Raw genomic sequence first — 13,479 nt, forward strand, 5'->3', positions numbered from 1 at the left:
TTAAAAACCAAATATGAACGGGAAAAATATTGTAGCAAACACTTATGTAGAAGTTAGTGAAAGAAGCCTTAAAGCTGTTAATCCCGCAACGGGATTAACGCTTGACGGCGAATTTTTTAAAGCGAACGAGAACCTTGTTAATGAAGCTTTAATATCGGCAACATCAGCTTTTCAAAGCTATAGAAATCTGAACAAAGATCTTAAAGCGGCTTTTTTAAACGCCATTGCCGATGAAATCGCTAATCTTGGCGAGGAACTGGTAAACAGGGCTTCGGCAGAAAGTGGTTTACCTTTAGCTCGTTTACAGGGCGAATTGGGCAGAACTACTGGTCAGTTAAGGTTATTTGCCAATTTGGTTGCAGAAGGATCTTGGGTTGATGCGATTATTGATACGGCATTACCTGAAAGACAGCCTTTACCACGGCCAGATATTAGGCGAATGCTGATCCCAATCGGTCCAGTAGTCGTTTTCGGTGCCAGTAATTTTCCGCTTGCCTTTTCAGTAGCCGGTGGCGATACCGCATCAGCATTAGCTTCTGGTTGCCCGGTGGTTGTTAAAGCACATCCTGCACATTACGGAACCAGTGCTTTGGTAGGGGGAGCTATTGTTAAAGCCGCCGAAAAAACGGGAATGCCTAAAGGTGTGTTCTCTTTGTTGTATGATGATGGTTATACTATTGGAGCTGGCTTGGTTCAGCATCCGTTAACTAAAGCTGTAACTTTTACAGGTTCGTTTAAAGGCGGGATGGCCTTAATTAACCTTGCACAACAGCGTGAGCAACCTATCCCGGTTTTTGCCGAAATGGGAAGCATTAATCCGGTAATCTTTCTTCCAAAAGCGATAGAAAATCAGTCAGAAGAACTGGCTAAAAAATATGCTGCATCAATTACTTTGGGTGCCGGTCAGTTTTGTACCAACCCGGGTTTATTATTAGCGGTTCAATCGCCGGCACTAGAAAATTTTAAGACCTTTTTAAGTGGGGCAATTGCAGCTGTTCCTTCAGCAACCATGCTTACCGAAGGCATTGCCAATAATTATGGTAAACTTTCTGCTGAGGTAGTAAATGAAAATGGGGTTGCACTTTTATCGGCGTCAACAGTAAAAAATACTGAGCTACAAAACCAATCGGAAGCAAAAATTGCTCAGGTAAGTGCAGCAGATTTTATTAAAAATCCAAAACTTCGTGAAGAAATTTTCGGTCCGTACTCGTTGTTGGTTGTTGCTCAGGATATTGCTGAACTCGAAAAGGCCGTTGATGTGTTGGAAGGGCAACTTACTGTAACCTTAATGAGCGAAAAACAGGAACTTCAGCATTACCAGGCTTTGGTAAATAAGTTGACTGATAAAACCGGAAGGATTATTTTAAACGGTGTGCCTACGGGCGTAGAGGTTTGTGCAGCTATGCAACATGGCGGGCCATTTCCTGCTACTAACGATAGCCGTTTTACTTCTGTTGGCTCTACTGCAATCAATCGTTTTGTAAGACCATTGGCTTATCAGGATTGGGAGCAGGAATTGTTGCCAGATGAATTGAAAGATGGAAATCCTTTGGGTATTTTCAGAACAGTAAATCAAAAATTAACGAAATCTCATGAGTAAAACTTTTTTTTGTGTAGATGCACATACTTGCGGAAATCCGGTTAGGTTAGTTGCGGGCGGCGGCCCCCAGCTTATTGGCTCGAATATGAGTGAAAAACGTCAGCATTTTTTGAAGGAATTCGATTGGATTAGAACAGGTTTAATGTTCGAGCCACGCGGGCATGATATGATGTCGGGCAGTATTCTTTATCCGCCTCATGATCCCGCTAATGATGTAGCGGTGCTTTTTATCGAAACCAGTGGCTGCCTCCCAATGTGTGGCCATGGTACTATAGGTACTATCACCATCGCTATAGAGGAAGGATTGATCCAGCCCAAAGTACCAGGTGTGATTAGAATGGAGGCCCCAGCCGGATTAGTCTTAATTGAATATAAGCAGAAAGGTAAAAAGGTTAAATCGGTTAAGTTGAAAAACGTAGCTTCTTACCTGGCTGCAGAAAATTTAGAAGTAGAATGCCCGGATTTAGGTACGCTTACTTTTGATGTAGCTTATGGTGGTAACTTTTATGCCATTGTAGACCCACAGGAAAATTTTCCGGGGCTGGAAAACTATACCGCTTCGCAACTGATTACCTGGAGCCAGACCATTAGAAAACGCATTAACGAACAATACACTTTTGTACATCCGTTAGATCCGACGATAAATGGCTGTAGCCACGTATTGTGGACCGGAAAAACAATCGATCCCACATCAACCGCTAGGAACGCGGTTTTTTACGGCGATAAAGCCATTGATAGGTCGCCATGTGGAACAGGTACCTCAGCACGTTTGGCACAGTGGTTTGCAAAAGGAAAACTAAAACAGGGAGAAGACTTTATCCACGAAAGTTTTATTGGCAGCAAGTTTATTGGAAGAGTAGAAGAAGTTGTAGACCTGAATGGAATTAAAGCCATTATACCAAGTGTAGAAGGTTGGGCAAAAATTTATGGCTATAATACCATTAAAATAGATGCCGAAGATGATCCGTATGCATTCGGATTTCAGGTGATTTAGTGAGTTTTTAAAAAGAATATCAGCAGTATAAATTAAAAGAATGTCGAAAGTATTAATTATAGGTGGTGGAATAGTAGGTTTAACTTCAGCATATTATTTGCAGAAAAAAGGCTACGAAGTAACAGTTTTGGATAAAGGAGATATTACCGACAACTGCTCATTTGGTAATGCGGGGATGATTGTACCAAGCCATTTTGTACCCTTGGCTGCACCGGGTATGATAAAACAAGGTATCCGTTGGATGTTTGATAGCAAAAGCCCTTTCTATGTTCGTCCGTCTTTAAATGGAAACCTCATTAACTGGGGCTTGAAATTTATGAAACATGCCACGGCAAAACATGTAAATCAATCGGCAGCACCATTACGTGATTTATCGTTACTGAGCAAAAAACTATATGAAAGCCTGGCAAAGGAGCCAGATTTCGAATTTGAATTAACCAATAATGGTATTCTGGCATTTTACAAAACAGAAAAAGCAGGAGAAGAAGAGGCACATTTAGCTGCAAGGGCAATTGAGTTAGGCTTAGATATGGCTGTGTTAACTGCTGACGAATGCCGTGCGCTACAGCCAGATTTAAAGTTAGATGTTTTAGGAGCGGTACATTATCGTTGTGATGCACACCTTTATCCAACAAAATTGATGAATGCTTTGCTTAAGTATTTACTAAACAATGGTGTAAAGATAGAACGTGGCAGAGCGGTCGATAAAATTGAAGTGGCTGGCAATCGTATTACGAAGGTTTTTACGGGTAATACCGCCTGGGAAGCCGATCAATATGTTTTGGCAACTGGTTCATGGTCGCCTGTGGTGGCTAAAATGGCCGATGTTAAAATATCTTTAATGCCAGGTAAAGGTTATTCTTTTATGGAACCAGAACCTCAGCAGCGTTTAACTATTCCTGCATTGTTATGCGAAGCCAGAGTGGCCATAACACCAATGAACGGCCAGATTAGATATGGCGGTACAATGGAGTTGGATAAAATTAACACCCGTATTAATATGCAAAGGGTTAAAGGGATCGTAGAATCGGTGCCAGCGTATTTTCCAGATTTAAAACCTGCACTTCCTTCAGAAAAAGATATCTGGTATGGTTTCCGTCCTTCATCACCTGATGGTTTGCCGTATATAGGCAGAAGCAAAAAAAGAGAAAATCTAATCATCGCTACAGGCCATGGTATGATGGGTTTAAGTTTAGGCCCGGCAACAGGATTGTTGGTTAGCCAGATTGTTTCGGGCATGACTACTGATCTAAAAATAGAGCCTTTTGCAGTGGTTCGATAATACACAATACATTGGTCCGGATTATAAATCCAGACCAACTTATCGGGCTGTTTAACCTAAAACCTCCATATTTGGCTTAATACAAATTCAATTAATCGATTTAGATGTTGTTATACAGTGGTTTAACTAAATATATAGTGATGTAGGAACTACCGAATTCTTGCTAAAATCCGTCGTATATTATCAAATTATAGCAGGATTTTAACCTTATTTAAGTTTTATTGGTTTATTTGAGTTAATATTCATACATTCAATTCATAATCAGTAACCAAACCAAACTAACTTAACCATGAAAGTATTACCATTTACCATGCTTGTTCCTGATGATAAAAGTGTGATATCGGAACATATTGAATTGCCTTATTTTTACCAATATCTACACCGCCATGATGAATGGCAGGTTACTTACATAGAAAAAGGAGAGGGGACGTTAATTGCGGGGAATGATATGCATGCTTTCCGGTCAGGCGATATTTTTGTAATCGGGGCAAAACTTCCGCATCTATTTAAAAGCAACCCCGAATATTTCTCGGCTGATAGTAACAAAACCATTAAAGCATGTTCTATTTATTTTAATCCGAACGGTATTTTAGCTGCTTTGTTTAATCTTCCCGAAATGAAGATGGCCAGCGCTTTTTTAGCTAAAAACAAACATGGGTTCAAAATTCCTGCTGCTTTTACTAAGAATATAGTAACCAAAATTTTCAATGTTCACCAGGCATCGGGAGTTGATGTATTGTTTAACTTTCTGAAATTGGTTAACAGTCTTCAGGATTTAAATGAGAATGTAGAATCCTTATGTTCGGATATGTATTCTTCTAACGTAACCGAAAACGAAGGTATGCGGTTAAGTAAGATCATTAACTTCATTACCGAAAACTACAATAATCAAATTTCGTTAGAAGACGTAGCCAATGCTGCGTTTATGACTCCACAGGCTTTCTGCAGGTATTTTAAGAAACATACCGGACATACTTTCGTATCATTTTTAAATGAAGTGAGAATTAACGATGCCTGTAAAAGTCTTATATCAGGAGAAAAAGCCGATTGTATTTCAGGGGTGGCCTATAAAGCTGGTTTCAATAGTATTACCAACTTTAACAGGGTATTTAAAAGTATTATTGGTCAATCGCCAAGGGCATATATCGATACCTATAATAGTGTAAGCAGGGTGAGCTATATAGGCGCTTAAGCTAGAAACTTTTTTTTTATATTAAATAAGTTAACCATTTTTTCAAATGGGGGCAGATGTTATTTGCCTGTTTTAACCAATTCCAAATGCAAACCAAATTAAACTTTTTTGCCATTTTGTTAATGGTAAGCCTGTTATCAGGCACTTTTGTATTGGCTCAAACACCAAATGAAAGCCTGTACGAACAGACTAGCGAAATGGGTACGCTGATTGTAGGTTACCAAAGGGATGTTGATGCCATTAATGATTTTTACTATCCTTATTCGGCAGGAGGCACTTATTCTTTTCCGATGACTACTTTTAAAAGTCCGGAGCAAAGAAAACGACTGCAGGATATTAATAACGATTACTTAAGCAAGTTAAAATCTGCCAAGTTTGAAGGCTTTAGTATTTATGGTAAGGTAGATTATATCCTCCTTAAGAAGCAGATAGAATCTTCGATATGGCTCTTAGGTAAAGAAGAAACAGATTATAATGCCCTATCGAAGTATTTTACCTTTGCTGATGCAATTTATACCCTCGAAAGACTAAGAAGAAGGGGTACCTATAAAGAAGGGGCTTTATTGGCTGCCCAGATAGATGAAATTGCCAAGCAGGTTGATATTCTTAATCTAAATTTTAAGAAAGGAATATTAAAACCCGACCAGCTTAAAATGGCAACGGCCATAACCTTAAGTTTAAAACACCGTTTAAAGGGTTTTTACCAATTCTATATGGATTATGAGCCTGGTTTTACCTGGTGGGTACCTAAACCTTATGAAAGGTTAGACCTCGCTTTAACCAATTATGCTAAACTTTTTAACGATAAAGAAGATACCGTTCTTTCTATAAAATCAAATAAACCGGAAATTAAGGGGAATCCCATTGGGAGGAAAGAGCTGATCAGGCAATTGAATGTAGAGCTTATTCCGTACACACCAGAAGAACTGATTAAGCTTGCCGAAAAAGAATTTAAGTTTTGCGATGAAGAACTTTTAAAAGCATCAGCAGCAATGGGTTTCGGAAATGACTGGAAAAAGGCCCAGGAAAAAATCAAGAATAGTTATGTGCCTTTAGGTAAACAGCCAGAGTTGATTGTAAAACTACAGGATGACGCTTTAAATTTTATAAAAGCCAACGATCTGATCAATATTCCACCGCTTGCAGAAGAAACCTGGGGTATGGTAATGATGTCGGCCGAACGCCAGTTGGTAAATCCATTTTTTACCGGTGGCCGCGAAATTAGTATTTCCTACCCAACAAATTCGATGGAGGAAGATGATAAGTTAATGAGTATGCGCGGTAATAACCCTTATTTTTCAAGAGGAACGGTGCAGCACGAACTCTTACCAGGCCATCATTATCAGTATTTTATCAATAACCGTTATAAAAGCTATCGCGATTCTTTTAAAACGCCCTTTAGCGTAGAAGGCTGGCCATTATATTGGGAGCTTTTACTCTACGATAAAGGTTTTGCCAAAACTCCTGAAGAAAAAATGGGGATGCTTTTCTGGCGGATGCACCGTTGCGCCAGGATTCTTTTTTCGCTGAACTTTCACCTGGGTAAATGGACACCTCAGCAGTGTGTCGATTTCTTGGTCGATCGTGTAGGACACGAACGTGCCAATGCCGAGGGCGAAGTGCGTAGATCTTTCAAAGGCGATTATAGTCCTTTATACCAGGTTGCTTATCTTACCGGTGGTCTTCAGCTTTTTGCACTGAAAAAAGAACTGGTTGATAGTGGTAAAATGAGCTTTAAAGCTTTTCATGATGCCGTAATTAAAGAAAACTTAATTCCTGTAGAAATGATCAGGGCTACTTTAACCAATCAGCCCTTAACACGCGATTTCACCACCTCGTGGCATTTTTACGACCAGCTTAAATAAATAAACCAACTAAACCATTAGAACCACCAAGCAACAGAACATATGATTGAAAAAGAAACCACACAATTTAAGCCCTCACTTAAACTAATGGATGCAACAATGCTTGTAGCCGGAAGTATGATCGGCTCGGGTATTTTTATTGTAAGTGCCGATATTACCCGAAATGTAGGCAGCGCTGGCTGGCTCCTAGTGGTTTGGCTAATTACAGGCTTCATGACACTTACTGCTGCATTGAGTTATGGCGAATTAAGTGCGATGTTCCCTAAAGCTGGCGGACAGTATATTTATTTAAAGGAAGCATACAACCCGCTGATTAGTTTTTTATATGGCTGGAGTTTTTTTACGGTAATTCAAACTGCAACTATTGCCGCAGTAGGTGTGGCATTTGCTAAGTTTACCGCGTACCTTGTGCCTGCACTAAGTGAAGATTTAGTTGCCTTCGATCTGGGTTTTTTTACGATCTCACCAGCGCAACTATTGGCCATTGGGGTAATTATATTGCTTACCTATATTAACAATAGAGGGGTAAATGGTGGTAAAGTGATCCAAACTACCTTTACGGTGGCCAAATTGTTAAGTTTGTTTGGCCTCATTGCTTTTGGACTTTTCTTTTTAGATAAAGGTATCTGGAAAACCAATTGGGGAAATATGTGGACTTTAGGACCACTATCTGCCGATGGAAATATTGGCTCTTATACCACTTTTGCTGCCTTCGGAGCTATTGCTGCCGCGATGGTAGGTTCGATATTCAGTAGCGATTCCTGGCACAATGTTACCTTTATTGCAGGCGAAATTAAAAACCCAGCACGCAATATTGGTTTGAGTTTAGCCTTAGGAACCATTATCGTAACAGTACTCTATATTCTAACCAATGTGATGTACACAGGTGTACTTTCATTACACGATATTGCCTATGCCGATAAAGACCGGGTAGCGGTTTCTGCTGCGAACCATATTTTCGGTACAGCAGGCACCATCATTATCGCATTAATGATTATGGTTTCAACTTTCGGTTGTAATAACGGTTTAATTATGGCTGGTGCCAGGGTATATTACTCAATGGCCAAAGATGGGCTTTTCTTTAAGAAAGTAGGTACACTCAACAAAAATGCAGTTCCTGGGGTTGGATTGTGGATACAGTGCATTTTTGCGTGTTTATGGTGTATTAGTGGAAAATATGGCGATCTGTTAGATATGATCTCTTTTGTAGTGGTAATGTTTTACATGCTCACCATTTTCGGAATTTTTATCCTTCGTAAAAAACGGCCGGATGCCGAAAGACCTTATAAAGCCTTTGGTTATCCGGTATTACCCATTATTTACATTGTAATGGGACTGGCTTTCTGCATCCTCTTGATCATATTTAAACCTAAATTTACATGGCCAGGATTAATCATCACTTTAATTGGCATCCCGGTTTATTACCTGATTAAAGGAAGTATAGCCCGTTATGATTTGAAGGCAAAAGGTGCAGCTGATGCGAACGGTTAAAATATTGATGTTATTCATCAAAATCTAGAGGAAGTCTGCAAAGCTGTAGCACTATATTTACCACAAAAAATCTGTAATGAGTATTTACGCAACCGCAAAAAAATCAGTAGCCTTCATCTTATTAAGCTTTGTTTCCGCTCAATTGCTGGCACAGCAGGCCAGATTGCAGCCATATGCACCGAGTGCTGCTGAAATGGCAGATGCTTATCAATTATCCGTGAAAATGGATACCGCATTGCGCAATATTCCAACCAATAATGATATTATTCCTTTCTGGAAAAAAGATGGCACCGCATTTTGGTATAAAAAGAATCTTCCAGGTAGAACATGGGAATATTATTATGTAGATGCTGCATCAGGCAAACGTAAAGCTGCATTTGACAACGATAAACTGGCCGAAAATATAGAAAAGATAACGGGTAAAAAGCAGAATCCATTAAAACTTCAGTTTGCTGAATTGTGTTTTGCTGATAAAGGGAATACGGCAAAACTAAAAATACAGGGGAACTGGTATCTGTTAAACCTGAACGATTATAGTTTAACCAATACAAACGATACCAGTATTTACAGCTACAATGCCAAGAGGCCTTTACAGCAACGGAGATCGCGCTGGCAAGGAAACCGCGAATCAAGAAAATCGCCAGATGGCAAAAGTGAAGTCTTAATTCGGGGTGGTAACCTGTTTGTAATTGATTTAGCAACAAAGGCAGAAACCCAATTGAGCACTGATGGTAATACCGATAAACCTTATGGTGAATTTGCATGGTCTCCTGATGGAAAAAATATTGTTGCTTATAAAATCGATCCGAAAGAAATTAAAAAAGTACATTATGTATTAAGCGCTGTTCCTGGTACTACACGCGGTGAATTAAAATCGAGAGAATATATGCAGCCTGGTGATGACTTTACCGCTTATCAACCCTATGTTTTTAATATTGCGACAAAAACTGCCATTAAAGTAGATGCCGATCCGATTGATTTCTTTGGTGCACCAGAACTGCATTGGCGGGGCAATAACAGCAGGTATTATACTTACGAGAAAGTAGACCGCGGCCATCAGCGTTTCAGGGTGATAGAAGTGGATGTTTTAACAGGAAAAACTAAAAATATTATTGATGAGAAAACCAAAACCTTCATTTACGAAAATCGCATTTATACAAGATATTTATCGAAAACAAACGAAATATTATGGACGAGCGAGCAAGATGGCTGGCGACATCTTTATCTGGTGAATGCTTTAACCGGAAAGCAGCAGTTAATTACAAAAGGAAATTATGTAGTTCGGGATATTGATAGCGTAGATATCGTAAAACGTCAGGTTTGGTTCAGGGCGAATGGAATGTATGCTGATGAAGATCCTTACTTTATTCATTATTACAGGATCGGGTTTGATGGAAAAGAGCTGGTAAACCTCACACCGGAAAAAGGCAACCATAACCTTAGCTTTTCGCCTGACCGTAAATACTATATTGATACCTACTCTCAGGTAAATGTACCACCCGTTACCGAGTTAAGGCTAACTGCGAACACTAAAAAAATAAGCGAAATAGAACATGGAAAAACAGATGCTTATCTGGCTACGGGTGTTAAACTGCCCGAAGTGTTTGTAGCCAAAGGAAGAGATGGTATAACTGATATTTGGGGCATTGTTTGTTTCCCTTCAAAAATGGATCCCAACAAAACTTATCCTGTTATCGAAAATATTTATGCAGGTCCTCATGATAGTTTTGTGCCTAAAAGTTTCTTACCGGCCAGTGAAATGCAGAGCATTGCCGAATTAGGCTTTATTGTGGTACAGATTGATGGAATGGGAACTGCCAACCGATCTAAAGCTTTTCATGATGTATGTTGGAAAAACATAGCAGATGCCGGGTTTCCTGACAGGATATTGTGGATGAAGGCTATGGCGGTTAAATACCCCAATGCTGATATTTCTAAAGTAGGTATTTATGGCACTTCGGCAGGTGGGCAAAGCTCAACAGGTGCGCTGTTATTTCACCCAGAGTTTTATAAGGCCGCGGTTTCTGCCTGTGGTTGCCACGATAATCGTATCGACAAGCAGTGGTGGAATGAGCAATGGATGGGCTATCCGGTAGGACCGCATTATGGAGAACAGTCTAACATTACAAATGCAGGTAAATTGCAGGGTAATCTATTTTTAATTGTTGGCGAAGCAGATGAAAATGTGCCACCAGAATCGACCTATCGACTTGCCGATGCATTGATCAAAGCAAATAAAGATTTCGATATTTTAAGCATTCCAGGTATGGGACACAGTGATGGAGGTATTTACGGACGTAGACGTAAACGCGATTTCTTTGTGAAACATTTACTAAATGCCGAACCGCCTAATCCGAACCTTTCTAAATAGATTGATTGGTTATTGGACATTAGTTTACCAGTCATTGGTTCATTAGTAAATTGTAAACGGTTTACTGGAAACTGCCAATTGCAAATTGTCAACTGGTTCATGAGTATATTCAAAATTCAATCATTAAAAAATAAATTGTTACTTTGGTACATTGCACTAAAACATCCTTTAACCATGTTACCAAAAATTAAAATATTCTGTCTGTTTTTACTTGTATTATTATCTAGCACATTTGCTGCTCATGCATCGATAGATTTCTACCAGATCAAAATTTACCACTTAAAAACCGATGCTCAAGAAAAAACAGTAGATGATTATTTGCAGAAAGCATATTTACCCGCATTACACCGCAGTGGAATTGCGAAAGTAGGCGTGTTTAAACCAGTTGTAACTGATCAGGCTTTAGTTACAGAAAAACTGATTTATGTATTTATTCCAATAAAATCATTTAACGGAATTTTGGAACTGGATAAAAAGTTAGCAAAAGACAAACAATACGCAGCTGATGGTAAAATTTATCTGGATGCAGTTTATACAGATGTTCCTTTCGAACGGTTAGAAACCATTGTGTTAAAAGCCTTTGAAGATGCACCCCATTTTATGCTGCCTAATCTAAAATCGCCGATGAAAGAGCGGGTGTACGAATTAAGAAGCTACGAAGCCCCCACAGAGAAATATTTTCAGAATAAAGTTCAAATGTTTAATAAAGGCAATGAAATCGGTTTATTTAAAAGGTTAAATTTTAATGCCGTATTTTATGGCGAAGTAATCGCTGGTAGTCGCATGCCTAATCTCATGTATTTAACCACTTTCGAGAATAAAATAGATAGAGATGCGCACTGGAAGGCATTCTCGGCAGATGATTATTGGAAGAAATTATCGGCAATGCCAGAATATCAGCATAATGTTTCTAAAAACGATACTAAATTTGTTTACCCGACAGACTATTCTGATTTTTAGGAGTATAAAAGCTTAAAGTAAAAAGGCAAATAAATTCCGTGCAAGCCCGCGCTTCTGTAGAAGAAACTAGCAAATAGATTCTGAAATAAATTCAGAATAACACATCTTCTTCGACTTTGGGTAAAACCTTAATATTCTTAATTTCTAAATGGTAGAAAGGTAAAGCAGCTATCATTAGTGAGCCACTCACAAAAGCATTTCTTTGTTTTTATGTTCAGCCAGGATCAACTCATTTACCATGTCTTCAAACTTTTTAAAATCGAAGGGTTTAAATAGAAAATAGTTGTTTTTATCAAAGGCATCTATAGCCTTATTATCATGGGCACTTATAAAAACAACAAATTTTACACTGTTTCGAAGCATTCTGGCTAAATCAATTCCTGATATTTCCATTTGGACATTTAAAAAGAGAAAATCAATTTTTCTGTAAGTCCAAAAGGCAGCCATGGCATCTATTGTATCCGTAAAACTTCCTTTAAGTTGGAGCTTGTCTATTTTGGAAATAAAGTGTTCAAGTGTTTTTATACTCGTTTGGCTGTCATCTATAATTACACAGCTATAAGGTTGCAATGTTGGGGAATTCATTTAATCGGCAATTTTACAAACACTTACAAAATGCTTGCCATTCGATCCTTTTTTAACGTTTGTAATGCAAAAATGCTTTGTTTAAAATATAACTAATCAATGTTTTATGGTCAAGTAGTACTAAAAATAAACTATTTGTGCACTTTGTATTTTTTTTGATAGTATAGGCCAAACCGTTCTATATAAAGCTATGGCTAAAATACTTCAATGCTTTTGTTTGTTAGTTATTGGTTCTTAATAATTGGATATTGATCCTTCTAAGCCTTAATGCCTTTAACTCCTTAATCCCAGAAAAACATCACTCTATTTCCGGTAAAAAATTAGATAGGCAAACGATTGCGCGGTTTTTGTCTGCAAAAACGCACTGGTTACTTTAATGTGTTTGTTAACTTTATCCCACAGCAAACTACTGTTTAGCTAGTTCAACATATAAACACATAACCAAATCAAACTTTTAATGACACCGCATTATTTTTTTAAAAACTTTAAAATAGTCAGTGCTAAAAATCAACCTAAAAGCGTTGTGTTAGCATTTGCATTTTTTTTAGTTGCCGCTCCGTTTTTTGTTTCTGCCCAGGCAGCTGCTCAGAAAGCCGATCAGGTAGCACAAAAGATTACCAAAGTGCTTAGCGCAACAAAGATTAATACCACTACAATAGAATTATTGCTTTCTGATAACCAGCGTTTAACCTTAGATTTTTATGGCGATCATATTTTCCGCCTTTTCGAGGATCCTACGGGAGGCTTCATTCGCGATCCGGAAGCAAAACCAGAAGCTAAAATTTTAGTAGAAAATCCACGTAAACCTGTTTCAAAATTAGATATTAAAGATGAACATAATCAACTATTCATATCTACAGGTAAAATCACCGTTCTTATCGATAAAAATACTTCGCTGATCAAAATTATCAACCTTGCTACACAGGCGGTGGTTTTAGAAGAATTAGCACCGATTCAATTCGAGAAAGGAAAAGTAACCCTTAGTTTAAAAGAAAATCCACAGGAATATTTTTACGGTGGTGGGGTACAGAATGGCCGTTTCTCACATAAGGGAAGAAATATTTCCATCGAAAACCAAAACTCCTGGACAGATGGGGGGTAGCCTCGCCCACACCTTTTTATTGGTCTACTAATGGTTA

Annotated in this window: 10 protein-coding genes; 9 read left to right on the top strand and 1 reads right to left on the bottom strand. The window is 38.6% G+C overall.

Annotated features, from left to right (window positions below):
* Positions 1-13: 13 nt before the first annotated feature.
* The 8 genes from H9N25_RS06015 (at position 14) to H9N25_RS06050 (ending at position 11,755) form a co-directional block, all read left to right on the top strand.
* Positions 14-1,600: an aldehyde dehydrogenase (NADP(+)) gene (locus tag H9N25_RS06015; RefSeq protein ID WP_190328278.1), complete on the top strand. Its 1,587-nt coding sequence runs from the start codon at positions 14-16 to the stop codon at positions 1,598-1,600.
* A complete protein-coding gene (locus tag H9N25_RS06020; RefSeq protein WP_190328279.1) occupies positions 1,593-2,594 on the top strand; it encodes a 4-hydroxyproline epimerase in 1,002 nt (333 codons plus the stop codon). The genes H9N25_RS06015 and H9N25_RS06020 overlap by 8 nt, the downstream gene beginning before the upstream one ends.
* A 40-nt stretch (positions 2,595-2,634) precedes the next feature.
* Positions 2,635-3,876: an NAD(P)/FAD-dependent oxidoreductase gene (locus H9N25_RS06025; protein ID WP_190328280.1), complete on the top strand. Its 1,242-nt coding sequence runs from the start codon at positions 2,635-2,637 to the stop codon at positions 3,874-3,876.
* A 289-nt stretch (positions 3,877-4,165) separates the two neighbouring features.
* Positions 4,166-5,068: an AraC family transcriptional regulator gene (locus H9N25_RS06030; protein WP_167293855.1), complete on the top strand. Its 903-nt coding sequence runs from the start codon at positions 4,166-4,168 to the stop codon at positions 5,066-5,068.
* A gap of 86 nt (positions 5,069-5,154) precedes the next feature.
* Complete coding sequence (locus tag H9N25_RS06035) at positions 5,155-6,933, top strand: DUF885 family protein (RefSeq protein WP_190328281.1); 1,779 nt, start codon at positions 5,155-5,157, stop codon at positions 6,931-6,933.
* Positions 6,934-6,975: 42 nt separating this feature from the next.
* Complete coding sequence (locus H9N25_RS06040) at positions 6,976-8,424, top strand: APC family permease (protein ID WP_190328282.1); 1,449 nt, start codon at positions 6,976-6,978, stop codon at positions 8,422-8,424.
* 76 nt (positions 8,425-8,500) lie between these two features.
* Positions 8,501-10,795 carry a S9 family peptidase gene (locus H9N25_RS06045; protein WP_190328283.1) on the top strand — a complete coding sequence of 765 codons (2,295 nt, stop codon included), beginning with the start codon at positions 8,501-8,503 and terminating at the stop codon, positions 10,793-10,795.
* 99 nt (positions 10,796-10,894) lie between these two features.
* Complete coding sequence (locus H9N25_RS06050) at positions 10,895-11,755, top strand: NIPSNAP family protein (protein WP_223833616.1); 861 nt, start codon at positions 10,895-10,897, stop codon at positions 11,753-11,755.
* 186 nt (positions 11,756-11,941) lie between these two features.
* Here H9N25_RS06050 and H9N25_RS06055 read toward each other — a convergent pair whose 3' ends face one another.
* Entirely contained in the window at positions 11,942-12,340 is a 399-nt protein-coding gene (locus H9N25_RS06055) for a LytR/AlgR family response regulator transcription factor (RefSeq protein ID WP_190328284.1), read from the bottom strand.
* Between the two features lie 457 nt (positions 12,341-12,797).
* Between H9N25_RS06055 and H9N25_RS24395 the strand changes: the two genes are divergently transcribed.
* Positions 12,798-13,442 carry an alpha-glucosidase domain-containing protein gene (locus tag H9N25_RS24395; RefSeq protein WP_223833617.1) on the top strand — a complete coding sequence of 215 codons (645 nt, stop codon included), beginning with the start codon at positions 12,798-12,800 and terminating at the stop codon, positions 13,440-13,442.
* The last annotated feature ends 37 nt before the right edge of the window (positions 13,443-13,479 follow it).

This window comes from Pedobacter riviphilus, assembly GCF_014692875.1.
GTDB lineage: Bacteria > Bacteroidota > Bacteroidia > Sphingobacteriales > Sphingobacteriaceae > Pedobacter > Pedobacter riviphilus.